Source organism: Paractinoplanes atraurantiacus (assembly GCF_900215205.1).
GTDB lineage: Bacteria > Actinomycetota > Actinomycetes > Mycobacteriales > Micromonosporaceae > Actinoplanes > Actinoplanes atraurantiacus.
On the sequence record NZ_OBDY01000027.1, the window covers coordinates 82,909 to 106,118 of the forward strand.

20 protein-coding genes are annotated in these 23,210 nt (G+C 71.6%); 13 read left to right on the forward strand and 7 right to left on the reverse strand.

Translation table 11 applies throughout. From position 1 onward, the window contains the following. Complete coding sequence (aroA, locus tag CRP55_RS40015; RefSeq protein ID WP_245923671.1) at positions 1–1,254, reverse strand: 3-phosphoshikimate 1-carboxyvinyltransferase; 1,254 nt, start codon at positions 1,252–1,254, stop codon at positions 1–3. A gap of 114 nt (positions 1,255–1,368) precedes the next feature. On the opposite strand from aroA, the gene CRP55_RS40020 reads away from it, so the two are divergent. Then, positions 1,369–1,902 carry a GNAT family N-acetyltransferase gene (locus CRP55_RS40020; protein WP_097327210.1) on the forward strand — a complete coding sequence of 178 codons (534 nt, stop codon included), beginning with the start codon at positions 1,369–1,371 and terminating at the stop codon, positions 1,900–1,902. Here the strand turns inward: CRP55_RS40020 and CRP55_RS55880 are convergent. The 5 genes from CRP55_RS55880 to CRP55_RS40045 all read right to left on the reverse strand — a co-directional run bounded on the left by CRP55_RS55880 (position 1,872) and on the right by CRP55_RS40045 (position 7,740). After that, positions 1,872–4,097 (reverse strand): rhamnogalacturonan lyase, encoded by a 2,226-nt coding sequence (locus CRP55_RS55880; protein WP_097327211.1) that lies wholly within the window; start codon positions 4,095–4,097, stop codon positions 1,872–1,874. The two genes, CRP55_RS40020 and CRP55_RS55880, sit on opposite strands and share 31 nt — an antisense overlap. A gap of 70 nt (positions 4,098–4,167) precedes the next feature. Then, positions 4,168–4,665: a VOC family protein gene (locus CRP55_RS40030; RefSeq protein ID WP_097327212.1), complete on the reverse strand. Its 498-nt coding sequence runs from the start codon at positions 4,663–4,665 to the stop codon at positions 4,168–4,170. Between the two features lie 41 nt (positions 4,666–4,706). Further along, entirely contained in the window at positions 4,707–5,480 is a 774-nt protein-coding gene (locus tag CRP55_RS40035) for an IclR family transcriptional regulator (protein ID WP_097327213.1), read from the reverse strand. Further along, positions 5,477–6,955 (reverse strand): aldehyde dehydrogenase family protein, encoded by a 1,479-nt coding sequence (locus CRP55_RS40040; RefSeq protein ID WP_097327214.1) that lies wholly within the window; start codon positions 6,953–6,955, stop codon positions 5,477–5,479. Before CRP55_RS40040 ends, CRP55_RS40035 begins: the two co-directional genes overlap by 4 nt. Continuing rightward, positions 6,949–7,740: an NAD-dependent epimerase/dehydratase family protein gene (locus tag CRP55_RS40045; RefSeq protein ID WP_245923672.1), complete on the reverse strand. Its 792-nt coding sequence runs from the start codon at positions 7,738–7,740 to the stop codon at positions 6,949–6,951. The genes CRP55_RS40040 and CRP55_RS40045 overlap by 7 nt, the downstream gene beginning before the upstream one ends. Positions 7,741–7,862: 122 nt before the next feature. Here CRP55_RS40045 and CRP55_RS40050 point away from each other — a divergent pair, with 122 nt between their 5' ends. The 7 genes from CRP55_RS40050 to CRP55_RS40080 are packed head-to-tail and all read left to right on the forward strand — an operon-like array spanning position 7,863 to position 15,297. After that, entirely contained in the window at positions 7,863–8,801 is a 939-nt protein-coding gene (locus CRP55_RS40050) for a carbohydrate ABC transporter permease (protein ID WP_097327215.1), read from the forward strand. Then, positions 8,801–9,625, forward strand: coding sequence for a carbohydrate ABC transporter permease (locus tag CRP55_RS40055; RefSeq protein WP_097327216.1), 825 nt, complete (start codon positions 8,801–8,803; stop codon positions 9,623–9,625). The genes CRP55_RS40050 and CRP55_RS40055 overlap by 1 nt, the downstream gene beginning before the upstream one ends. 24 nt (positions 9,626–9,649) lie before the next feature. Next, positions 9,650–10,906: an ABC transporter substrate-binding protein gene (locus CRP55_RS40060; protein ID WP_097327217.1), complete on the forward strand. Its 1,257-nt coding sequence runs from the start codon at positions 9,650–9,652 to the stop codon at positions 10,904–10,906. Positions 10,907–10,962: 56 nt separating this feature from the next. Beyond that, a complete protein-coding gene (locus CRP55_RS40065) occupies positions 10,963–11,871 on the forward strand; it encodes a 5-dehydro-4-deoxyglucarate dehydratase (protein WP_097327218.1) in 909 nt (302 codons plus the stop codon). Beyond that, positions 11,868–13,094: a glucarate dehydratase family protein gene (locus CRP55_RS40070; RefSeq protein ID WP_097327219.1), complete on the forward strand. Its 1,227-nt coding sequence runs from the start codon at positions 11,868–11,870 to the stop codon at positions 13,092–13,094. The genes CRP55_RS40065 and CRP55_RS40070 overlap by 4 nt, the downstream gene beginning before the upstream one ends. After that, positions 13,088–14,098, forward strand: a complete 1,011-nt coding sequence (locus CRP55_RS40075) for a hypothetical protein (RefSeq protein ID WP_097327220.1) — start codon at positions 13,088–13,090, stop codon at positions 14,096–14,098. The genes CRP55_RS40070 and CRP55_RS40075 overlap by 7 nt, the downstream gene beginning before the upstream one ends. Then, positions 14,095–15,297: a hypothetical protein gene (locus CRP55_RS40080; RefSeq protein ID WP_143235263.1), complete on the forward strand. Its 1,203-nt coding sequence runs from the start codon at positions 14,095–14,097 to the stop codon at positions 15,295–15,297. The genes CRP55_RS40075 and CRP55_RS40080 overlap by 4 nt, the downstream gene beginning before the upstream one ends. Here the strand turns inward: CRP55_RS40080 and CRP55_RS40085 are convergent. Next, entirely contained in the window at positions 15,274–15,900 is a 627-nt protein-coding gene (locus CRP55_RS40085) for a hypothetical protein (RefSeq protein WP_097327222.1), read from the reverse strand. The two genes, CRP55_RS40080 and CRP55_RS40085, sit on opposite strands and share 24 nt — an antisense overlap. Positions 15,901–16,089: 189 nt before the next feature. Between CRP55_RS40085 and CRP55_RS40090 the strand changes: the two genes are divergently transcribed. Genes CRP55_RS40090 through CRP55_RS40110 form a run of 5 tightly spaced genes read left to right on the forward strand, consistent with a single transcriptional unit; the run spans position 16,090 to position 23,039 of the window. After that, positions 16,090–16,545, forward strand: a complete 456-nt coding sequence (locus tag CRP55_RS40090) for a hypothetical protein (RefSeq protein WP_179855543.1) — start codon at positions 16,090–16,092, stop codon at positions 16,543–16,545. Then, positions 16,545–17,873 carry a hypothetical protein gene (locus tag CRP55_RS40095; RefSeq protein WP_097327273.1) on the forward strand — a complete coding sequence of 443 codons (1,329 nt, stop codon included), beginning with the start codon at positions 16,545–16,547 and terminating at the stop codon, positions 17,871–17,873. The genes CRP55_RS40090 and CRP55_RS40095 overlap by 1 nt, the downstream gene beginning before the upstream one ends. Continuing rightward, positions 17,870–19,150, forward strand: coding sequence for a vWA domain-containing protein (locus CRP55_RS40100; protein ID WP_097327224.1), 1,281 nt, complete (start codon positions 17,870–17,872; stop codon positions 19,148–19,150). Before CRP55_RS40095 ends, CRP55_RS40100 begins: the two co-directional genes overlap by 4 nt. 11 nt (positions 19,151–19,161) lie before the next feature. Continuing rightward, on the forward strand, positions 19,162–20,274 hold the full coding sequence (locus CRP55_RS40105) for an ATP-binding protein (protein ID WP_097327225.1): 1,113 nt from the start codon (positions 19,162–19,164) through the stop codon (positions 20,272–20,274). Next, positions 20,271–23,039 carry a DUF5682 family protein gene (locus CRP55_RS40110; protein ID WP_097327226.1) on the forward strand — a complete coding sequence of 923 codons (2,769 nt, stop codon included), beginning with the start codon at positions 20,271–20,273 and terminating at the stop codon, positions 23,037–23,039. The genes CRP55_RS40105 and CRP55_RS40110 overlap by 4 nt, the downstream gene beginning before the upstream one ends. Positions 23,040–23,210 lie beyond the last annotated feature (171 nt).

A 23,210-nucleotide genomic window follows, 5' to 3' on the forward strand; every position in this document is an offset into this window, starting at 1 on the left:
TCAGCTTCTGAGGGACTCGAGGTCGGCGAAGAAGCCGGGGTACGTCTTGGCCACGCAACCCGGGTCGAGGACCTCGATGCCGGGCGCGCGAAGACCCAGCAGCGACAGGCTCATCGCCATGCGGTGATCCTCGTAGGTGTCGAACGCGGTGGGGCGGGGCAGGCCCGGGTGGATGGTGAAGCCGTCCTCGTCCTCGACGGCGTCGATGCCGGCCCGGCGGAGCTCGGTGACCACGGCCGCGATGCGGTCGGTCTCCTTGCCGCGGATGAAGCCGATGCCCCGCACCCGGGTGGGCGAGCCGGCGAAGACCGCGACGGCGGCCAGCGTCTGGGCGGTGTCGGAGATGTCGGCCATGTCGACGTCGACACCCCGCAGCGCGCCGGAGGAACTCACGGTCAACGAGTTCGGCGTCCGGGTGACGGTGGCACCCATGCGCTCGAGGACGTCGGCGAACCGCACGTCACCCTGCAGGCTGGCCGTGCCGAGCCCGCTCACCGTGACCCGGCCGCCGGCGATCGCGGCCGCGCCGAGGAAATACGAGGCGGCGCTGGCGTCGGGCTCGATGTCGTAGGTGCGAGGCGTGTACGACCCCGGGTGGACGCTCAGGTCCTCCACCGTCGCCCCGAAGGCGGCCATCACGGCCTTCGTCATCTCCACATACGGCACCGAGACCAGCTCCGAGGTGAGCGACACCCGCAGGCCGTCACGCATCAGCGGACCGGCCATCAGCAGGCCGGACAGGAACTGGCTGGAGATGTGACCGCTCACGTGGACCGGCCCGCCGTGCATCGGGCCGCTCACCGCGGCCGGCAGGAAGCCGGGCTCGCCCAGCTCCTCGACCTTGGCGCCGACCTGGCGCAGCGCGTCGAGCACCGGCCCGAACGGGCGGGCCCGCAGCTGCGGCGTGCCGTCGACGATCGTCCGGCGGCCGAACAGGGCCGCCGCCGGAAGGATGAAGCGCGACGTCGTGCCCGACTGACGGGCGTCGACGGCCGCTCCCTCGGCGGGCGATCCGCCGCCGGTGACCGACGCCGTACGGGAAAGGGGGTCGATCGAGACGGACGCGCCCAGCGCGGCCACCGCCTCCATCATCGCCCGGGTGTCGTCGGCGAACAGGGCGCCCGTGAGGAGGGACTCGCCCGGCGCGAGGGCGGCGCAGAGCAGAGCGCGGTTGGTGATGCTCTTGGAGCCCGGCGGGCGGACGACGGCATCGAGGGGGCGGCTGAGCGGCGCGATCACGCGGGATTCGGTCACGCGCCCATTCTTCCGGGATCGCCCACGGCCGCGCCGAACGAATTTCCAACCTGTGGATAACCGCCCCGCTGTGGACAACTCAAACGATCTCCGCGGAGCGGCCACAATGGCGCGATGCGAATCAGGACAGCACTTCCGGCCGACCTTCCGGCACTGCGCGAGATCGAGCGTGCGGCGGGTGAGAGCTTCCGCGCCATCGGCATGGCCGCGATCGCCGACGACGAGCCGCCCTCGCTCGAGGTGCTCACCCACTACGAGCGAGCGGGGCGGGCCTGGGTCGCGGTCGACGAGTCCGACGCGCCCGTGGGCTATCTGCTCGCGCGTCTCGTCGACGGCGACGTCCACGTGGAACAGGTGTCGGTCCATCCCCGCATGCAGGGCCGGGGCGCGGGCTCGGCCCTGCTCACCCGCGCGGAGGAGTATGCGGTGGAGGTCGGCGCTCCGGCGTTGACGCTCACCACGTTCGCCGAGGTGCCGTGGAACGCTCCCTACTACCGCCGGCGGGGCTTCACCGAGGCCGAGCTCACCCCAGGTCTGAGGGCCGTGCGGGAGCACGAGGCCGCGATCGGGCTCGACCGCTGGCCCCGCGTCGCCATGCGGCGGCCGGTCGGCCCGGGTCAGTCCCAGTCGCGGTCGGCGGCCAGATAGAAGCTCGGGTAGGACGGCTGGTTGTAGGTGGTCTGCTGGCGGGCGACCTCGGCCCGGTACTGCGGATCGTGCATGAGGGTGGTGAGCTTGTGAGTGGTGACTTCCGTGCTCAGGTAAACGCGGATGGCGGAGCTGTCGGCCGTCCGTACGAGAAGCTCCTCGCGCCAGTCGCCGAAGATGTCGGCGACCAGGCTCGGGTTGCCCTTCGTGCCGTTGTTGGCCAGGGTGCCGTCGGCGGTCAGCAAGCGGCCGCGCTGCCAGTCGTCGATCGTCGGTGTGACATCGAGGGCGCCGTTGACGATCTGGGTCGAGCCGTCGGCGGCCCAGTGGATGCTCTGGTTCGTGCCGGGGATCGTACCGGGGACCACCTGGCCGGTCGCGGTGTGCACGCCCAGCGCCTCCGAGCCGCCGGGCATGCTCGCCCACGACTCGAGGCCGCGGGTGCCGGGCAGCACGTCGCCGACCATGCCGCGGCCGGTGTCCCGCCCGGAGTAGGTGCCGAACAGGACCTGGCCGGTCGCGGCGTCGCGCATGGCCATGCCGTACGGGGCGAGGGTCGCGTTCTCGTGCACGGTGAAGATCTCGAGCCCGGGGCGGTCCGGGTCGATGTCGGTCACGTGCATGGCGTCGCCGTGCCCGAGCCGCACCCGCTGACCCGGAGCGGCGCTGCCCTCGGGGAGCACGCCGAACGACGAATAGAGCAGGCTGCCGTCGTCGTCGATGGTCGCCGAGCCGTAGACGATCTCGTGCCGGCCGTCGCCGTCCACGTCGGCCGCGCTGAGCGAGTGGAAGCCCTGGGTGGTGAGCGTGGCGAACTCGGGATCGGTGCCGTCGCGGCCGTGCGGGGTGTCGTTGAACGGGTTGGTCATGGGGGTCCAGCCGCTGTCGACGTGCCAGTTCTCGGTGAGCCGCCGCCCGTCCCAGCGATAGGCGACCAGCGTCGAGCGGGTGTAGTAGCCGCGGGCGAAGACGGCGGAGGGGTGACGGCCGTCCAGATAGGCCACTCCGGAGAGGAAGCGGTCGACGCGGTTGCCGGGCTCGATGCGCGGCATGGCGTAATCGCCCCACATCAGGCCGTCGTCGTGCCGGCCCGGGCGGTACGGGATGGTCTGGAGCTTGCGGCCGGTGGCGCCCTCGAAGACGGTCAGATATTCGGGACCGTCGACGATGAAGCCCTCGAACGCCCGCAGCGCGTTGCGGGCGCTGCGGGCGGGGGCGTAGACGTCGATGAAGTAGTCGACCAGGGCGGCGGCGTCGGCCCGGCTCAGCGGGTAGGTGTATCGCGGGGCGATGCCGAACGCCTGCTCCAGGGTCGCGGGCCACCGGCCGGCGACCACCTCGGGGTGGGCGTGCCAGCCCTGGAAGACGCCGACCAGGTGCTCGTGGTATCCGGCGGCGCTGAGCCGGTAGTCGTCGGCGTGCGAGTAACCGGCCCGGATGTCGGCGCGCGGCATCGTGATGTAGCGCTGCGAGAGGACGCGGCCGTCCGGCGCGTAACGGATGATCTTCGTGCCGGGTGCGGTCTTGAACATCATCTCGGAGCGGCCGTCGCCGTCGAAGTCGTAGACCAGGAACTGGGTGTAATGCGCGCCGGCGCGGATGTTGACGCCCAGGTCGATGCGGTGCAGGAGGGTGCCGTCGAGCTCGTACGTGTCGATGTAGACCGGGCCGGTGTATCCGACCTGCGAGACGTCCTTGCTGTTGGAGGGATCCCATTTGACGACGTATTCGTACTGCCCGTCGCCGTCCACGTCGCCGACGCTCATGTCGTTGGCGGAGTAGGTGTAGGTGTCACCGTCCGCCGGCTTCTTCAGGGGGAGGTCGTAGTAGGCGGCATCCCACGCGGTGGCCGCGGCGGCGGGGCCGTGGCCGGCCGGGGCGACCCGGTAGCGGGCGCCGGGTGAGCCCTCGCGGTCCAGGTAGTTGGTGCTGTCGGAGACCGTCGCGATGCGGTGGCCGTCGCGGTAGACGTGGAAGGGGGTGTGCTCACCGCGGAGCAGCCGCCAGCTCAGGAAGTGCCCCTCGCCGGTCGTGGCCACCACGAGCCCGCGATCGAGCCGCTCCATCGCGGGCGCGGCGTGCGCGGGCGCGGCGGGCGTGGGCGCGGCGTTCGCGGGCGTGGGCGCGGCGGAGGCGGGGGCCGGCGCCGTGGCTGTCAGGAGGAGGGCTGCGACGTACGCCAAGCGTGAGGTCATGGCGGTCTCCGGGGCTAGGTAAGCGCTTTCCCCGGAGAGTGTGCATCGATGGACGCCGATGGGTCAACCGTCAGAGCACGTGCTGGCCGTACATCTCGCCCAGCGGGTCGGCGATCAGTTCGATGCGGGCGCCGTCGGGGTCGCGGAAGTAGACCGAGACGCCGCTGTGCACCTCGTGCTCGATGTCGGCCGCGGTCAGGCGGCCGACCAGCGCGTGCCACTTGGCCGGCTCGACGCTGATCGCCATGTGGTGCAGGCCGCCGAGGACCTCCGCGTACGGGCCCACGTCGAGGCCGGGGAAGTCGAAGAAAGCGAGCAGGTTGCCGTGGCCGATGTCGAAGAAGAAGTGCGAGGAGCCGGGGTAGTCCCTGTTCTCGATGAGCTCGGTCAGGGGGAAGCCCAGGACGTCCTGATAGAACCGGATCGTGCGCTCCACGTCGCTGCTGATCAGCGCGGTGTGGTGCAGCCCGCGCGCGGTCGAGGCGGCCCGCGCGCCGGGCGGCTTGAGATGGGCCTCGCGCAGGCGGGCGCGCTCGGCCTCGCGGGCGGCGGGATCGAGGGTCGTCATGGCTCGACCTTAAAGGCTGGGGTCAGCGGGAAAGGCTGGGGTCAGCGGATGCCCTCGGCTCGCAGGCGGGTGGCCAGGGCGGCGGCCTGGTCGAGCATGACCTCGGCGACCCGGTCGATCTCCTCGTCGGTCAACTCGGCGATCGGGATGGAGCAGCTGATCGCGTCGGTGGCGGGGATCCGGTAGGGGACGGCCACCGAGACGCAGCCCAGGCCCAGCGTGTTCTGCTCGCGCTCCAAGGCGTAACCCCTGGCTCTGGTCTCCTCCAGGTCGCGGCGCAGGGCCTCGTGGTCGACGATCGTGTGATCGGTCAGACCCGTCAGGTGGCCGGGGAGCAGCTCGCCCGCCTCGCGCGGGGTCAGCTCGGCCAGCAGGGCCTTGCCCAGGGCGGTCGCGTGAGCCGGGAGCTGACGGCCCACGCGCGACGTGGCCCGGCGGGGCTCGATGGTTTCGCGGGTGGCCAGGTAGATGACGTTCGGGCCGTCCAGGCGGGCGTAGTGGACCGTGTAGCCGAGCTTGTCGCCGATCAGCTCCAGCGCCCGGGTGGCGAACGGCAGCGCCGGGTCGCGATCCAGGTAGGCCGTGCCGCAGAGCAGGGCGTGCGGGCCCACGCCGACCGCCGTGCCGTCGGCGGTGCTCTCGATCCACCGCATGGCGATCAGCGTGTGCAGCAGTTGGTGCAGGCTCGAGCGGGGGAAGCCGGTGCGGCGGTGCAGCTCGGTCACCGTCATGGGGCCGCGGGCGGCGCCCAGCAGCTCCATGATCTGGATGGTGCGCTGCGCCGACTTGACCAGCTTCGGCTCTTCCTCGGTCATCGATCGACCTCCCTCGAACTCGAAAGGATAGCCAGCACCGCGGCGGGCACGTCCTGGAATGTCACCGGGCGCAGGAAACGCTCGATCGCCGCCGGCCCGACCGATGTGTGCAGCGGGGCGGTGGTCGCCGGGTAGGGTCCGCCGTGGTGCATGGCGGCGGAGACCGTCACGCCGGTCGGCCAGCCGTTCCAGATCACCCGGCCCGCCACGCCGGCCAGGCTGCGCACCAGCGCGGGCGCCACCTCGTCATCGTCCTCGGCGTGCACGGTCGCGGTGAGCTGGCCTCCGATGATCTCCGCCAGAGCTTCAAGAGACGATTCTTCGTCGTACGCGACCAGGAGCGCACTGGGCCCGAAGCGTTCCTCCAGCAGGCCCTGGGGATCGTCCCGCAGCGCGCCCGCCGTGGTGGCGAACAGTGCGGGCGCGGCGAAGCGGCCCTCGCCCGGCGGGCCCTCGAAGATCGCACGCGCGGACGGGCGGGGACGGTGTGCCCGGAAGCCGTCCGCGATCTTCTCGGTCAGCAGATCACCTCCGGCGTGTCCGTCCAGGGCCTGGGCCACGGCGGACGCGGCGGCGTCGAGCGCCGAGCTCGGCAGGATCAGCACGCCGGGCTTGGTGCAGAACTGACCGAGGCCCAGGGTGTACGAATCGGCGAAGCCGGCCCAGATCGACGGCCCGCGCCGCGCGGCCGCGGCCCGGGTCACGAAGACCGGGTTGACGCTGCCCAGCTCGCCGTAGAACGGGATCGGCTCCGGCCGGGAGGCGGCGAGGTCGAACAGCGCCCGCCCGCCGGCCGGCGACCCGGTGAAGGCGGCCGCCTTGATCCGGGGATCGAGCAGCACCTCGCGGCCCTCCTGCTCGCCGTGCACGAGGCCGAGGGTGCCCGGCGGAAACAGCGGGGCGGCGATCTCGTGGACCCGGTCGGAGAGCCGGGGGTGTCCCGGGTGCGTCTTGACGACGACCGGGCAGCCGGCGGCCAGGGCGGCGGCCGTGTCCGTGCCCAGCACCGAGAACGCGAACGGGAAGTTGCTCGCCGCGAAGACCACGACCGGCCCGATCGGGACCGCGGTGCGGAAGAGGTCGGGCGACGACTCGGCCTGATCGTGCCGCTCGCGCAGCGGCCGCCCGGAGGCGATCTCGTCGGCGTACAGCCGCAGCTGAAACGTGGTGCGGCCCAGCTCGCCGGTGAGCCGCACGGCCGGCAGCCGGGTCTCCTCGGCGGCCAGTGGCACCAGCTCGCCGGCCGCGGCGTCGAGGGCCCCGGCGACCCGGTGCATCAGCGCGGCGCGCTCCACCACCGGCATGCGAGCGAAAGCGGGCGCGGCGGCCGAAGCGGCCATGGCCGCCGAAACCGCCGCCGTGGGCTGCAAAGTCGCCGTGGGCGCCGAGAGCGCCGTTGTGGCTTGCGAAGTCGCTGTGGGCGCCGAAGCCGCTGCCGTGGGCGAGGAAGCGGCCGTCGTGTCAGCGGTCACCATGATCCGCCTACCTTCCAGTCGGGGCCGCCCCAGACGCCGCCGACGCGGGCGTCCGGGGGGAGTGCGGTCGTGGGGAACGCGCCGGCGTACACCTCGGCGTCGTCCTGGGGTCGGAATCCGATCGCCTCGCCGGCCGTGAGCGAGAACCAGCCGCGCGTGTTGCGCGAGACGCCCCAGACGATGTGATGTCCCGGCGCCTCCAGCGCCAGCACCGCCTCGACGAGCCGGACCGCGTCGGCCGGGGAGAGCCACGTCGACAGGGCGCGCTCGTGGATGGGGGTGGCGTCGACGGTGCCGATCCGCGCGGTCACGATCGTCATGCCGTACGCGTCGGCGTAAAGACTGCCCAGCGCCTCGGCCGCCGCCTTGCTCACCCCGTAGTACGTGTCCGGGCGGGGCGCCGGCATCGCCTCGCCGCCCACCTCGGCGATCGGCGTCATGCCCACCACGTGCGTGCTCCCGGCGAGCAGCACCCGCCGTACACCCTGGAGATGGGCCTTTTCCAGGACCGTCCGGGTGCCGTCGATGTTGACGTCGAGCATCTGCTCCCAGGGGCGCTCACTCGCGTAGCCACCCAGATGAACCACCAGGTCGACGCCGGCGCACGCCTTCTCGACCAGCGCGGCGTCGGTCACCGAACCGGTCAGGACCACCTCGCCCGGATGGGCCGGACCGGGTGGCGCGGCGACGTCGAGCAACCGGATCTCGCGGCCCTCGCGGGCCAGCAACGGCCGGATCAAGCTGCCTATTCGGCCGGAAGCACCGGTGATGAGCAGGGAAGGCAACAAGATCTCCTTAGAGCCGTAACGGTCTTGACATCTGCCGTGAGTGATCCATAGCGTACCGCCATGTTCACCCACACGGAAGCTTTCACATATGTGAAAGAGCGCCAAGGGTGTGAAGGGGTATGCCAGTGGTCGCAACAGAGTTGAGCCGGGCGCCGGCCACCACTCCGGTGGGCGAGGGCGGTACCGGTAAGCGCAAGCGCGTCGGAGTGCGGGCGCCGTGGTGGTTCCTCGTCCCGGCGGTCGGGATGTACCTGTTCATCGTCGTGGTGCCCAGCCTCAACGGCGCGTTCTACTCGTTCACCGACTGGAACGGGCTCGGCGAGGGCTGGTCGCTGGTCGGGCTGGACAACTTCACCGCGGTCTTCACCGACCGCGGGGCGCGGGCCGCGCTGGTCAACACGGTCGTGCTGGCCGCCGTGATCGTCGTCTTCCAGAACGTGGTCGGGCTGCTGCTCGCCCTGGGCGTCAACAGCATGGTCAAGAGCCGGTACGTGCTGCGGGTCATCTACTTCGCGCCGGTCGTGCTCACGCCGCTGGTCGCCGGCTACGTGTGGAGCTTCCTGCTCTCGCCCAACGGCGCGGTCAACGGCTTCCTCAACGGGGTCGGGCTCGACTTCCTGGCCCGCGACTGGCTCGGCGACCCGTCGACCGCGCTCTACGCGATCGCCGTGGAGATCGTCTGGCAGTTCTCCGGCTACTCGATGGTGATCTACCTGGCCGGGCTCCAGTCGATCCCGGCCGAGGTCCTCGAGGCGGCCACGATCGACGGGGCCGGGCCCTGGCAGCGCTTCCGCCGGGTCGTCCTCCCGCTCCTCAACGGCGCAGTGGTGATCAACGTGATGCTCTGCCTGATCGGCGGGCTCAAGCAGTTCGACCAGGTCGTCGCGATGACCGGCGGCGGGCCGGGCACGGCCACCGAGACGATCTCCACCACGATCTACAAGAGCGCCTTCAACCTGGGCGACTTCCCGTTCTCGATCGCGCTGGCGGTCGTCATGACCATCGTCATCGCGGTCTGCGCCGGCGTGCAGTACCGCCTCACGCTGAGGACGAAGTGATGCACACGCGATACACCTGGTGGACGTTCGCCCGCGAGGGCGTGCTGATCGTCGTCGGCCTGCTCTTCCTCGTGCCGCTGGTGGGACTAGTCAACGTCTCGCTCAAGCCGCAGGACAGCCAGACGAGCGCCCTGTCGTTCGCGTGGCCGCCGACCCTCGACAACTACACGACCGCCTGGCGTGAGGCCCACCTCGGGCCGGCGCTCGGCAACAGTTTCCTGATCACCCTGGTCAGCGTCGCGCTGATCGTGGTGATCGCGGCCCTCGCCGCGTACCCCCTGGCGCGGGTCACCCGCGCCTGGTCGCGGTGGACCTTCTACGGCATCATCGGCGGCCTGCTCATTCCCGGGCAGCTCGCCATGCTCCCGCTCTACGCCACCATGCGGGACCTGGGGCTGCTGGGGACGCTCTGGTCGGTGATCCTGATCAACGTCGGCCAGCAACTACCTTTCTCGGTCTTCCTCTACACGATGTTCCTGCGGGAACTGCCGCTCGACTACGAGGAGGCGGCCCTGCTCGACGGGGCGGGCCCGCTGCGCTCCTTCCTCACCGTCGTCTTCCCGCTGTTGCGCCCGGTCACCGGAACCGTGGTCATCCTCAACGCGGTCGGCATCTGGAACGAGTTCTTCCTGCCGCTGCTCTATCTGGGCGGCAGCGACAACACCACCGCGCCGGTGGCCATCTACGGATTCGTGAGCCAGTTCGTCTCGCTCTGGCCACTGATCTTCGCCGGCCTGGTGATCAGTGTGATTCCCATTCTGGTCGTCTACTTCGCCCTGCAGAAATACATCATCAAGGGTTTCGCCGGCGGCCTGAAGGGCTGAGATCCCCCTTATTCGGAGGAATGAATGAAACGCTTCACTGTGGCCACCGCGGCCCTTGTGCTCACCTTGGCCGGCTGTTCGACCGGTGGCGGGGACGCCGCGGGGAACGACAGCGTGCTGACCCTGGCCGCGGCCGGCTCGGCGCCCGCCCAGGCGGTGATCGACGCCTTCAAGGCGGCCAACCCCGGCATCGAGGTCAAGACCACCTTCACCGAGGACGACGCCTCGTACCAGCAGCAATTGCGCACCCAGCTCGCCTCCGGCACCGCGCCCGACGTCTTCCGGATCTGGCCCGGCGCCGGCAACTCGACCTCCGTGCTCGACCTGAGCAAGGACGGGCTGCTGGCCGATCTGTCCGGCGAGGCCTGGGCGGCCAAGGTCAACGAGGCCGAGAAGACGGTCAGCTCGGACGCGAACGGCAAGCTCGTCGCGCTGCCGGTCACCATCGGGGCCATCGGCGCGGTCTGGAACGACCAGGCCGTCTCGAAAAGCGGGCTGGCCAAACCGGCGACGTTCCCGCAGGTGCTCGAATTCTGCAAGGCGGCGCGCGGCAAGAATACGTACGCCTTCGCCCTGGGCCTGAAATCGGCGTGGGTCACCCAGCTCATTCCGTACGCCCTGACGTCCTCACTGGTCTATGGCCCGAACCCGGAGTTCACGGCCGATCAGCTGGCCGGCAAGACCACGTTCGCCGCGTCGGCCTGGAAGGACGCGATGGACAAGTACGTGCAGATGAAGGACGCGCAGTGCTTCAACCCGAGCCCCAACGGGGTCGGTTACGACGAGCAGATGCAGATGCTCGGCCAGGGCAAAGCGCTCGGTGCGGTGCACGTGCTCTCCGCCGTCGCCAACGCCAAGAAGTACGCCACCGCCGACACCACCTTCTCGATGACGCCGTTCCCGGCCACCGACAAGGCGGCCGACACGTTCGTGCCGGTCTCGGTCGGCATCGCCTACGCGGTGAACGCCAAGGCCAAGAACCCCGAGCTGGCCAAGAAGTTCCTCGACTTCGTCGCCGGTGACCAGGGCCAGGAGGTCTATGCGACCAAGGCCGCGGCCGCGCCCGCCCTGCCGACCACCGCGTTCAAGGCCGACGCCCTGCAGCAGCCCGTCCTCGACGCGCAGACCGGCGGCAGGTCGACGGTCTACCCGGACCAGCGCTGGCCCGGCCCGAAGGTCCAGTCCGAGCACTTGATCGCCATCCAGGAGCTGTTCAACGGCGACATCGACGTCCCGACCGTCCTCAAGCGACTCGATGAGGCCTTCGCCGCCGAGAAGTGACACCCCCGGCCGGCGGGCCCGCGCCCGCCGGCCGACCCCCATACGAGAGGACGCGCATGTTGTTCGAAGGGGTTCTGTTCTTCCCCGTCACCCCGTTCGGCCCCGACGGCGAACTGGACGAGGCCACCCTGGCCAAGCACGTCGACCGGGGCGTCACGGCCGGCGCCGGCGGCGTCTTCGTGGCCTGCGGCACCGGCGAGTTCCACGCCCTGTCCCCGGCCGAGATCGAGCGGTGCGCCCGGGTCGCGGCCACCGCCGCCGCCGGGCGCGTCCCCGTCCTCGCGGCGGCCGGCGGACCGCTGCCGGTCGCGCTCGACCACGCCACCCGGCTGGCCGGGGCCGGCGCCGACGGGATCCTGCTCTTCCCGCCGTACCTGGTCAACGGCTCCCAGCAGGGAATCCTCGACTACGCCGGCGCGGTGACCGAGGCGGCCGGGCTGCCGACCGTCTACTACCAGCGGGGCAACGCCGTGCCGACCCCGTCGACGGCGGCCGAGCTGGCCCGGCTGCCGCACCTGATCGGGATCAAGGACGGCGTCGGCAACGTCGAGCTCATGCATCGCACGGTCCGTGCCGTGCGGCAGGTGGCGGGCGACGACTTCCAGTTCTTCAACGGCCTGCCCACCGCCGAGGTCACCGTGCCCGCCTACCGCGGGATCGGGGTGCCGCTGTACTCCTCGGCGGTCTTCGCCTTCGCGCCGGAGATCGCTCTCGCCTTCTACCGGGCGATCAGCACCAGCGACACGGCCGCCGCCGGGGCGCTGCTCGACGGCTTCTACCACCCGCTGGTCGAGTTGCGCGACCGGGCACCGGGCCACGCGGTCTCGCTGATCAAGGCCGGGCTGCGGCTGCGCGGGCTCGACGCCGGTGGTGTGCGGCCGCCGCTGACCGGCGCCGCACCGGAGCACGTCGACCGGCTCGCCGCGCTGCTCGAGACCGGCCTGCGACTGGCCGAGCGCTCATGAGGATCCGCGACCTCGAGATCACGCCGATCGCGTTCGCCGATCCGCCGCTGCTGAACTCGTGGGGCGTGCACGAGCCGCTCGCCCTGCGCTGCGTCCTCCAGCTGCACACCGAGGAGGAAGGCCTGGTCGGCCTGGGCGAGTGCCCGGGCGACCGGCCCGCCCTGGATCGCCTGCGGGCGGTCCGGTCGGCGATCCGCGGGCTCAGCGTCTATGCGACGAGCCGCATCGAGCGGGCGGTGCAGGAGGCGCTGGGGGAGGGGATCCGGCCGATCGACCGGCGCAGCACGTTCTCGGCCATCGAGGTCGCCTGCCTCGACGTGCAGGGCAAGCTGGCCGGGCAACCGGTCAGCGAGCTGCTCGGCGGCGCCGTGCGCGACGCGGTCCCGTACAGCGCCTATCTGTTCTACAAATGGGCGGGTCACCCCGGGCAGCAGCCCGACGACTGGGGCGCCGCCCTCGACCCGGCCGGGATCGTCGAGCAGGCGCGGCAGCTCATCGACCGCTACGGGTTCGCCTCGATCAAGCTCAAGGGCGGCGTCTTCCCGCCGGACGAGGAGATCGCGGCGATCCACGCGCTGCGGGAGGCCTTTCCGGGCCACCCGTTGCGGATCGACCCGAACACCGCGTGGACCGTGCCGACGTCGGCTTCGGTGGCGGCGGCCCTGGACGGGGTTCTGGAATACCTGGAGGATCCGGTCGCCGGGGTCGCGGAAATGGCCGAAGTGGCGCGGGGCGCGGGAATGCCGCTGGCGACCAACATGTGCGTGGTCTCGTTCGACACGATCGCGCCGGCCGTCTCCGCCGGCGCCGTGCAGGTCGTGCTCTCCGACCACCACTATTGGGGCGGGCTGGCGCGGACGCGGCAGCTCGGAGCGGTCTGCGAGACGCTCGGGCTCGGGCTGTCGATGCATTCCAATTCGCATCTCGGCATCAGCCTCGCGGCGATGACCCATCTGGCGGCGGCCACACCGAATTTGACGTACGCCTGCGACACGCACTATCCGTGGAACGCCGCCGACGACGTGGTCGTGCCGGGCGTCCTGCGGTTCGAGAACGGCAGCGTGCCGGTACCCACCGGGCCCGGGCTCGGCGTGACCCTCGACCACGATGTGCTCGACCGGCTGCACCGGCAATATGCCGACTCGGGGCGCCAGGTGCGCGACGACACGGGATATCTGCGCACGGTGCAGCCGGACTTCGATCCGCGGTTGCCGCGATGGTGACCTGGTATCTGTATCCGTGGGACGTGCTGGGCGATCCGGCGGCGGTGGAACGGCTTCTGGCGTACGGCGTGACCGATGTCGCGCTGGCCGCCGCCTACCATTCCGTGCGGGCGGCTACGCCGCGGCATCCGCGGCATCGGGTCGTCGACGCGTCCCATGCCGCGCTTTATCTGCCGGTGCGGGAAACGGCGTGGCGCGACACGGCGCTGCGGCCTCTCGCGCCGGGGGACTGGGCCGCCCCGGACGCCTATCTCCAGGCCCGGGATCTGCTTGCCGCCCACGGCATCGGTGTCCGGGCGTGGGTGGTGCTCACCCACAATTCCGCACTCGGCGAGCGGCACCCGGATCTGGTGGTGCGTAACGCTTTCGGGGACCGGTATCGCTATGCGCTCTGCCCTTCGCAGCCTTCGGTGCGGGATTACTGCGCCCGGTTGGTCAATGAGGTCGCCCGGCAAGACCAGTTGATCGTCGAGGCGTGCGGGCCGCTAGGGATCGGGCACCAGAGCACCCACGAGAAGACCGCGGGCGCCGATTGGTCGCCGACGGATGCGGCGCTTCTCTCGATCTGTTTCTGCGACGCCTGCCGGGCCGGCTATCCGCCGTCGTTGGCTTCGAGGATCCGCGGTGCCGTCGGGGCCGGGCACGGCGACATCGCGTTGGCTCTCGGCCCGTTCACCGAGGACGTACGGGCGGTGCGCGCGTCCGCGATCGCCGCGCTGCGGGCGGTCGTGCCCGAAACGGCCACCTTCCACGCGAGCGCCGATCCGTGGGCGACCGGTCCGGCGGCGGCGGTGATCGACCGGCCGGGGTCGTACGTGATACCGGCCTGGGAGAACGGAGCCGAGGCGCTCGCGGCGGCCCGTGCGGCCGCCGGCCCCGGCTCGTCGCTGGCCGCCTACGTCACGATCCTCGGATCGAGCCCGGCCTTTCGCGGCGCCGACGACCTGCACGTCTACCACTTCGGGCTCGCGTCGGACGCGCGACTCGCGGCCTTTCTCGAATGAGGGACATCGCCTTGGAAGCCCTGCTCTGGCTCACGCCGAAGATCTTCGACGACCTCGCCGACCCGGAACCGGGGGTGGAGGCGTTCTTCGACCACCACGCCGAATGGCTGGCCGGGCGGCCGGTCACCATCGCGTTCTGCGCCGGCAACGGCGACCACATCCTGAACTATTCCGGCGAGAAGTCGGCGACCTTCGACTGGGCCCGCTACAACTGCTACGCCGCCGGCGACGGCGTCATCCGGCGGCACAATCTCGACTGGCTCTCGCGGGTTCGCGAGGGCGGTGAGCGCTCGGACAACCCCTATTCGGCCGGGCCGATGTTCGTGCTCTCCGAGCAGGAGATGGATTACCACCTGCTGGCCGGAATCTACGCGGCGATCCGGGCGGCGGCGGCCCGGCGCGGCCTTTCCGTGCGGCTGCTGGAATATCTGGAGCCCGGGCCCGAGTTCTGCCGCAGCGAATGGAAGACGCAACGGCACCCGGAGGTGGCCGCGGCGACGGCCGACGCCGGCGGGCACATCGTGCCGGGCGTCATCGACGTGACGTTGCCCCTCGCCGCGGATCCGCGGGCGTACGCGGCCTATCCCGACGGCATTCCGGAAGGGCTCGCCGCCGGGGATTTCGTGGCGGCGCAGACCGGCGCCTTCGTCCGCGACTTCGACCTCGACGGGGTGCTGCTCGGCAATCAGTTCGGGCTGGTGGGATTCTGGCGGCCGTCGAACGCGCCGCCCCTGACCGCGGCGCGGATCGAGGGGATCACACGGTTCTTCGCGCAGATGCGGGCCGAACTCGGCGTGGGGCTCATCTACTGGATGGACACATATTGGCCCGCGGACGTGGAGCGGTCCGCGTGGGGGATGAGCGACGAGGCGTACGCCAATCTCGATGCCGTTCTGGTGTCGACCTTCGCGGTGATCGTCGAGCGGACGCAGATCGTGCCGAACGTACGCAGCAAGGCGGCGCTCAACGGGCCGCGGGTCATCTTCGGGCTCGATTTCGTCGACCCCTGGTATTGGTACCGGACGCACCTCGACGATCGGCGGACCTACCGCTACCAGCGTGAGGTGCTGGCGGCGGAGGCCGGCTCGATCGACGGGGTGTCCTATTTCGCGAACGACACGTTCGGCCATTTCGTGCCTCGCCGGTGGCTGGACGAGACGCTCACCGTGGTCCGCTCATTTGACAATGCGAAGGTGTGAACGCTTCCGCGGCGCCGGCTTCTCGTCCTCTTGGAAGACCTCGTCGAGGCGGTGGCGCAAGGTCTCGCGGTAGTTCTCGTCGGGCGCCTCGCGGTTGTCGCGCGGCTTCGAGGCGTACCTCAATTTGATTTCCCGAATGACCACGACCGTCAGTGCGACGGCGAGGAAATCGCGGACGACGGCCCAGCCGGCCGTGCCGAAGGTGAAATCGGACGGGAACAGGACGCCCGTCAGGACCGCGCCGGCCACCGCGGCGACGGCGGACGCGCCGGCGAGACGGGCGAGCTCGCCCTTGACGCCGTGCCAGTAGAGCGGCAGCCAGCGGTCCAGCAGCCAGGCGAACAGCAGCGCCGGGACCACCTGCGGGATCGCCTGAGTGGCGGCCGACAGCAGGTCGTCCGTCGTCGGGACCAGCGCGGCCAGCACCAGCATGAACAGCGCGTCGAAGCGGCGCGGGCCGTGCGCGCCCTGCGCCACCAGCCAGAGCGCGCCGACGGCGGCGGGCGGCCAGAGCGCGCCGTCGAGCGCGTGCCCGGCGAACAGGGCCAACAGGTAGAGCAGGGCGAACCCGGCCGAGCGGGCGCCGTAACGGGCGAGGCTCACGGCTTGTACCTCCGAGACCGGTCCGGGGGAGGGACCGTTCCGTGAGGATCGGCCGCTCGCCGGCCGAGTTGAGCCTGGTGGCGAAGTTTTGTCGGACCCATCCGATAGAACTACCGCACCTGTTCGTGAGGAGGATCGGTTGTGACAAGCGAGGGCGCCGCGTTCGAGCGGCGCAGCACAGCCCCGGTCATGGCGCCCGTGCGGGCGCGCAAGCTGGCCAAGGTGCCGTTCGTGGAGCTCGCCGAGGGGCGGCTGCAGGGAGTGGTGTCGAGCGGGTCGGACGTCGAGAGGGTCTACGTCTCGTCGATCACCGCGGCCGAGCACGGGCTGAGCTGCAACACCAACAACAACCGTCCGTGCGGGGGCCTCGGCGGCGGCTCCCGCCCCTGCAACCATCTCAAGGCGCTGCTCGAGGCGGCCCTGGCGCAGTACGGGGTGCAGCGCGTGGCCCGCTACCTCAAGGTCGAGCCGCCGTCCGGCGAGACCGACCTGTGGCCCGCCCTGCACCCGGTGGCCGCGCCCCAGCGGGCGGCCGAGGTGTTCAGCAGCTTCCTGCGCCACCTGGCCTATCTCGAGGTGCCGCCCACCACCGATCCGCTGCCCGACCTGCAGTGGTTCCCGGCGACGAGTCAGGCGGTGCGCTGATGCTGGCCGACGCGCTGCGGTCGCGCCCGGCCGGGTTCGGCGAGGTGCTCGCCGTGGCCGACGGGCTCGACGACGCCCTCGTGCACGGCCTGGCCCGGCTCGACGACGACCGGGCGGCCGCCCTCGAGGCCGTGGCCGCCGCCTTCGGCTCCTCGCCGCTGGCCGGGCGGGCCGCCGACGCGATCGGCAAGATCGTCGCGGGCACGGTGACCGACGAGCATCTGGCCGCCCTGGCCGGCTGCCGGGTGGCGCTGCTCGGCGCCGCCCACGACGCGCTGATCGCCCAGTTCGACGCCGCGGCCGGCCGTGCCCGCGACCCCCGGCCGGCGCCGCCCGGCCCGGCCGAGCCGGGTCACCTGACCGCGGGCAGTCGGTCCTGGCTGCGCGAGCTGGCCCTCGCGGGCTGGCGCGGCGTCGACCACGAGCTCGCCGCGGGTGGCGCCCCGGCGGTGCGGGCGCTGCTGGCCGAGCCGACCGGCCGCCGCCTGGCGGTGCTGCTCGACGGCTTCGGGGCCGAGCTGCGGTCGGCCGCGCCGGTCGCCACCCTGCCGCGGGTGCCGGTCCGCCGCTGGGCCGACCTCTGGACCAGGGCGCTGGTGCTCTCGCAGGACGGCCTGCCCGCCGAGCCGTCGGCCCCGGCCGAGGGGCGGCTGCTGATCCTCGGCGCCGACCTGCACGAGCATCCGACAGTGTTCCGGTGCCAGGTGCACGCCCTGCTCGAGACCGGAGCGGGCGTCCGCCTGGTCCGCACGAGCGTGGCCGCGGCCAAGGTCGACACGATCAGCGGGCCGTCGGCGTGGCGCATGCTCAGCGCCTTCCCGATCCTGCTGGGCGCGCTCGCGGAGCACCGCTCGGTTGAGGTGGCGGGCATGACGCTCACCGCCGCCGGCGACCTGATCTGGGACGAGAGCCGTGCGCGGCCGGGCGAGCCGGCCGACCCGTTCACCACGGCCCGGGTCCTGCTGGCCGAGGCCGTGGCGTCGTCGACGGCCCCGCTCGACCGGCACCCGGCGGCGATCGCCGAGCCGGTGCTGCTCGAGGGCGGCGGCTTCGAGGTGGACACCGAGCGGCTGCCGGCCGCCGGGCCGCTCACCCCCGAGCTGGTCGCCGCGGCCGACGCCGTGCTGGGGCTGCTGCGCTTCGACGGCGAGCGCTGGGTCGTGCAGCCGCTCGCCGTGCGGGCGACCGTGCGCAAGAAGCCGGTCGTGGCGCACGCCGGCGACTGGGCGCTCGGCCCCACCGACGCCAAGGCGGCCAAGGCCGAGGCGGCGGCCGGCGGCGCCGTCGAGGTCCTCCGGGAGCGAGCGGGAAGGCTGCTGCGCAAATGACCGCGGAAAACCGGCGACAGGTGCTCTACTGGCGGCTTCTGGCCCGCCTGTTCGACCCCGAGGAGCAGGCCGCGCTCGAGTCGGCCAGCGTCGCCATCGTCGGCGACGAGGGGCTTCCGGAGGCGCTGCTCGACCCGGGCGCCTCGATCGACAACCTGGTGCAGCGCCACCCGCACCTGGCGGCCGAGCTCGACGGCCTCATGACGCCCGGCGACGACGACCGTGAGGGTGAGGTGCGCCGGGCCGCGCTCGCCTCCAAGCTGCTGCTCAACGTCTTCGACACCGGCAGCGGCGATGTCAGCGCCGGGCAGCTCGGCCGGTGGCAGGCCGACGCCGGCTGGTTCGAGCGTGCCCTCGGCCACGAGCCGGGCCAGTTGCGCGGCCGGCCCGAGGGCAAGGTCCTGGCCGGCATCGAGGGCGACCTGATCAAGCGGATGCGGCTGCGCGAGGTTCTGGCCGACCCGCGCCTGGCCGCGCGGCTCACGCCGAGCATGTCGCTGATCGACCAGTTGCTGCGCGACAAGAACAACCTCGACGGCGTCGCGCTGGCCAACGCCAAGCGGCTGATCCGCCAGTTCATCGACGAGGTGGCCGCGGTGCTGCGCACCCAGGTCGCGCAGGCCAGCGCGGGCACGATCGACCGCTCGGTGCCGCCGAAACGCGTGTTCCGCAACCTCGACCTCGACCGCACGATCTGGAAGAACCTGCCCAACTACAACCCCGAGGACGAGCGGCTCTACGTCGACCGGCTCTTCTACCGGCAGACCGCCAAGCGAGTCACTCCGGCCCGGATGATCGTGGTGGTCGACCAGTCCGGCTCGATGGTCGACTCGATGGTCAACTGCACGATCCTGGCCTCCATCTTCGCGGGCCTGCCCAAGGTCGACGTGCACCTGATCGCCTACGACACGCGGGCGCTCGACCTGACCCCGTGGGTGCACGACCCGTTCGAGGTGCTGCTGCGCACCAAGCTGGGCGGCGGCAACGACGGCCCGGTCGCGATGGCCATGGCCCGCCCCAAGATCGCCGACCCGCGCAACACGGTGATGGTGTGGATCTCGGATTTCTACGAGTTCGACCGGTCCCAGCCGCTGTTCGACGGCATCGAGGCGGTGCACCGCTCCGGGGTGCGCTTCATCCCGGTCGGCTCGGTCAACAGCTCCGGCACCCAGAGCGTCAACCCGTGGTTCCGCCAGCGCTTCAAAGATCTCGGCACGCCCGTGATCTCCGGCAAGATCCAGAAGCTCGTCGCCGAGCTCAAGAACTTCGTGGCATAGGGAGACATTCAATGAGCGAGATGCTGCGGCCCCCGGCCGAGATCAAGTATGCCGACGAGCTGGACTGGCTCGAGTCGATCGACGACGGCCCCAAACCGTTCTCCTGGCGCCTGAGCCCCAAGATGGTGCGGCTGTTCATCCTCGGCTCCGAGCGGGCCGACGGCCTCGACCGCGAGATCGGCCAGAAATGGTACGGCGACCGCAGTTTCGTCGAGCGGTCCATCGTGACCCTCGCCTCCGACCGCGGGCTGCTGCTCATCGGCGACCCGGGCACCGGCAAGAGCTGGCTGGCCGAGCTGCTGGCGGCGGCCATCAGCCGCAACTCGACGCTGGTCGTGCAGGGCACCGCCGGCACCACGGAAGACCACATCAAATACTCGTGGAACGTCTCCATGGTCATCGCCAAGGGCCAGTCCCGGGCCTCGATGATCCCGTCGCCGATCATGACCGCGATGGAGGGCGGCGTCATCGGCCGCTTCGAGGAGCTGACCCGCTCGACCAGCGACGTGCAGGACGCGCTGATCTCGATCCTGTCCGAGAAATACGTCTCCATCCCCGAGCTCGACGAGGACAACATCGTCTTCGCCCAGCCCGGCTTCTCGATCATCGCCACCGCCAACAGCCGCGACCGCGGCGTCAACGACCTCTCCTCGGCCCTCAAACGCCGCTTCAACTTCGTCCGCATCCCGGTGGTGACAAACAAGAAGAGCGAAGCCGAGATCGTCCGATTCCGTACGGAGGAGTTGCTGCGCCGCCACAACATCGAGCTCGAGGTGCCGCCCACCCTGCTCGACGTGCTCCTGCAGAGCTTCGCCGACCTGCGCGCGGCCGCGAGCTCGGCCAGCAGCGACGACGAGAAGCTCGAGTCGGCGCTGTCCACGGCCGAGCAGATCGGCGTGCTGGAAGACGCGATCCTGCACAGCAACTTCTTCGGCGCCTCCGCCCTGACCGCCGAGACCCTGGCCGGCTCGCTGGTCGGGTCGCTGGCCCGGCGCAGCCCCGAGGACCTCGCGATCCTCAACAAGTACTGGCACGGCGTGATCGAGCCCCGCAGCAAGGAGGACGGCGGCGAGTGGGCCGGGTTCCTCGAGGGCGGCCGTCGGGCGATCGCGACGTTGTCATGAGCGGCCCGTTCGACCCGCTGCGCGCTCAGCTGCTGGGCGCGGCCGAGGCGCTGTCCGGCGGGCCGGCCGCCCTGCCTGAGATCCTCACCGGCATGGTCGACGACGTCGAGCACGCCCTGCGCGAGCCGCTGGAGATCTTCCCGGTCTGCCACCACTCGCCGGCCTCGGCGCTGGCCATGGTGCGGCGGCTCCGCGAGAAACAGCCGAAGGTGATCTACCTGGAGCTGTGCGAGGACATGGCGCCGATCCTCACCGAGCTGCGCAACTGCCGGCTGCCGGTGGCGGTGCAGGCGTTCGCCTCCGAGCTCGACGGCTTCCCGGTCGAGTCGGCGCCGCTCAGCGTCATCGCCCCGATCACCGAGAGCTCGGCCGAGTACCAGGCCATCTCGTACGCGCTGGAGACGCCCGGCGTGGAGCTCGTGCTGGTCGACCGCTCCACCGATCACCTCTTCCAGTGGGCGCCCCGCGACGACGGGGCCGAGCCGGAGCAGAAGCAGGAGGAGGACCTGCACGGCGACGCGGTCGGCGTCGAGATCGGCGATCTGCGCCCGCGCTTCGCCGAGCTGGAGGAGCACCTGCTGCACCACGGCCGGGTCCGGCACTGGTCGGAGTGGTGGGACCAATACGTCGAGCAGCCGCTGGCCGGGGCCGACCACGACACGTACCGCCAAGTCATGATCCTCATCGGCAGCCTGTTCCGCCGGCTGGCGCCGCACGACGGCGCCCGCTGGCGCAGCGACGAGGACCGCGAGCGCTACATGTGGACGCGCATCCGGAAGCACCTGGCCGCCGGCGGCGCCGACCCGGCCGACTGCCTCTACATCTGCGGGGCGTTCCACGCGGCGAGCCGGCTGCCCGAGGTCGGCTCGGCCGCCGGCACGCCGGACTTCGCGATCAGCCCGCGGACCGGCACGACCTGGCTCTACGGCCTCATCCCGTCGAGCCACTCGGCGATCGAGGCGCAGTTCGGGCTCGCGCCCGGCTCGGTCTCGATCGCGGCCGCCACCTGGCAGAAAGGGCTGGCCAAGTCGCGTCTCACGCCGTTCGAGCTGGAGGGGCAGAAAGGCGGGCGCAACAAGAAGACCCGCAAGGCGCTGCCCCCGCCACAGGCCGACGAGCCGGCGGCCGACCAGCTCACCGGCTATCTGTCCGGGCCGCCCGCGCTCGACGGGCTCGACGAGGCCGAGCTGCGCGACTGGTGCGTCGACATCGTCCGGCTGGCCCGCCGCAACGGATACCTGGCCAGCACGGCCGACGCGATCGCCGTCTTCGAGACGTCGATCCTGCTGGCCGGGATGCGGGGGCGGGCCCGGCCCACCCCGTACGACTTCGCCGACGCCGCCGTGACCTGCATCGAGAAAGACGTCGTGCCCGGGCGGCGCGACGTGCGGCGGCTCTGCGAGATCCTGCTCGGCGGCGACCGGATCGGCCAGGTCGGCTACGACGCCCTGCCGCCGCTGGCCCGCGACGTGTTCGACCGGCTGGCCCCGCTCGGGCTGAACCTCGAACAGCGCACGATCCAGCGGGCGCTGCTCGACCTGACCGCCCGGCCCGACCTGGCGGCCTGCTCCCAGCTGCTGTGGATGCTGCGCTACCTGCTGCCCGACCACGCGGTCCGCCCGATCATGGGATCCCGCCGGCTGGGCGAGAAACACTTCCAGGAGAGCTGGGACCTCGACCTCGGCCGCCACCAACGGACGATCATCGAGCTGGGGTACGAGGGTGTCACCGTCGAACAGGTGCTGGAGCAGCGCCTGCGCCGCGCGGCCTGGGACTCCTCGGCCACCGCGGCGATCGCGCTCAAGGCGGTCGAGGACTCGCTGCTGTTCCTGTCCAGCCCGCGGCTCACCGACGAGCTCGGCGCCCGCGCGGTCGAGCTGCTGAAAGCCGAGCGCACGGTCGACGAGGCCCCGGTCGTGCTGCGCCGGGTCCGGCGGCTGCTCGGGCACTACCGGAGCACAGCCCCGGCGCTGCCGGCCTGGTGCGAGCGGTTCGTCACCGAGGGGTACGCGCACTACTGCACCCTGCTGCCGACCGCGTTCGTCGACGACGAGATCGGGGTGCGGCAGGTCGGAGCGATGCTCGGCTTCCTGTTCAGCATGGAGAGCCTGGCCCTGTCGCTGGGCTGCGACCGCGCGCAGCTCGAGCTGGCGGTCCGCCAGTCCCACCCCGAGTCGCCGGCCAAGCTGGCCCTGCTGTGGGCGGCCCGCCACCAGCTCGGCGCCCTGCCCCTGGCCGACCTGCGCACGAGGGTGGAGGGGCTGCTCGGCAACCCGCTGGTGGTGCCCTCGGTCCCGCAGTACGTGAGCGGTTTCGTGCAGGCGCTGGAGCCGGTGCCGCGCCTGGCCCCGTTCGTGGTCGAGACCCTGTCCAAAGCCTTCGGCCGCCTGCCCGACCCGGTCCTGCTGCCCTGGCTGCCCACCCTGATCACCACCTTGCGCGCCCAGGCGGCCGAGCTGGTCCCGGTCCTGACCCGGGAGGCCGGCCGCACCTTCCCGGCCACCCTGGAGGCCCTCGACGCCTGGACCCCGCCATGGGACCGTCAGCCGGCACCGAGGCGACATGCCGCACACCCCGGCGCCGGCCCGGCCGGCGCTCACCCGGCCGCCGCTTTCCTGGCCGCCCACCCGGCCGCGGCCGACGCGGTGGCCGGCCTGCTTGGTTGCCTGGGGGAGTGGGCGGCGCCCGCCCCGGAGAGACCAGCCCTGCTAGCCACCTTCCCCGAGGCGATGACCGCGGTGGGGGCGCTTATCGGCGAAGGCTAGTCCGATTGCGCGCGCCCCCTCCGTGGTCCCGGCATGCCGCCGCCGGTCTGCCGCCGCGGCCGCACTGTCGCGGCCGCTCTCCTCGTCCGGGGCGTGCTGCTGCGGGCTGCTCAACGTGTGCCTCGTCCGGGGCGTGCTGCTGCGGGCTGCTCAACGTGTGCCTCGTCCGGG

Excerpts from the sequence above, each read along its gene's own strand:
- CRP55_RS40020 (WP_097327210.1), top strand. The coding sequence starts at position 1,369 with ATGCGAATCAGGACAGCACTTCCGGCCGACCTTCCGGCACTGCGCGAG.
- CRP55_RS55880 (WP_097327211.1), bottom strand. The coding sequence starts at position 4,097 with ATGACCTCACGCTTGGCGTACGTCGCAGCCCTCCTCCTGACAGCCACG.
- CRP55_RS40030 (WP_097327212.1), bottom strand. The coding sequence starts at position 4,665 with ATGACGACCCTCGATCCCGCCGCCCGCGAGGCCGAGCGCGCCCGCCTG.
- CRP55_RS40035 (WP_097327213.1), bottom strand. The coding sequence starts at position 5,480 with ATGACCGAGGAAGAGCCGAAGCTGGTCAAGTCGGCGCAGCGCACCATC.
- CRP55_RS40040 (WP_097327214.1), bottom strand. The coding sequence starts at position 6,955 with ATGGTGACCGCTGACACGACGGCCGCTTCCTCGCCCACGGCAGCGGCT.
- CRP55_RS40050 (WP_097327215.1), top strand. The coding sequence starts at position 7,863 with ATGCCAGTGGTCGCAACAGAGTTGAGCCGGGCGCCGGCCACCACTCCG.
- CRP55_RS40055 (WP_097327216.1), top strand. The coding sequence starts at position 8,801 with ATGCACACGCGATACACCTGGTGGACGTTCGCCCGCGAGGGCGTGCTG.
- CRP55_RS40060 (WP_097327217.1), top strand. The coding sequence starts at position 9,650 with ATGAAACGCTTCACTGTGGCCACCGCGGCCCTTGTGCTCACCTTGGCC.
- CRP55_RS40065 (WP_097327218.1), top strand. The coding sequence starts at position 10,963 with ATGTTGTTCGAAGGGGTTCTGTTCTTCCCCGTCACCCCGTTCGGCCCC.
- CRP55_RS40070 (WP_097327219.1), top strand. The coding sequence starts at position 11,868 with ATGAGGATCCGCGACCTCGAGATCACGCCGATCGCGTTCGCCGATCCG.
- CRP55_RS40075 (WP_097327220.1), top strand. The coding sequence starts at position 13,088 with ATGGTGACCTGGTATCTGTATCCGTGGGACGTGCTGGGCGATCCGGCG.
- CRP55_RS40080 (WP_143235263.1), top strand. The coding sequence starts at position 14,095 with ATGAGGGACATCGCCTTGGAAGCCCTGCTCTGGCTCACGCCGAAGATC.
- CRP55_RS40090 (WP_179855543.1), top strand. The coding sequence starts at position 16,090 with ATGGCGCCCGTGCGGGCGCGCAAGCTGGCCAAGGTGCCGTTCGTGGAG.
- CRP55_RS40095 (WP_097327273.1), top strand. The coding sequence starts at position 16,545 with ATGCTGGCCGACGCGCTGCGGTCGCGCCCGGCCGGGTTCGGCGAGGTG.
- CRP55_RS40100 (WP_097327224.1), top strand. The coding sequence starts at position 17,870 with ATGACCGCGGAAAACCGGCGACAGGTGCTCTACTGGCGGCTTCTGGCC.
- CRP55_RS40105 (WP_097327225.1), top strand. The coding sequence starts at position 19,162 with ATGAGCGAGATGCTGCGGCCCCCGGCCGAGATCAAGTATGCCGACGAG.
- CRP55_RS40110 (WP_097327226.1), top strand. The coding sequence starts at position 20,271 with ATGAGCGGCCCGTTCGACCCGCTGCGCGCTCAGCTGCTGGGCGCGGCC.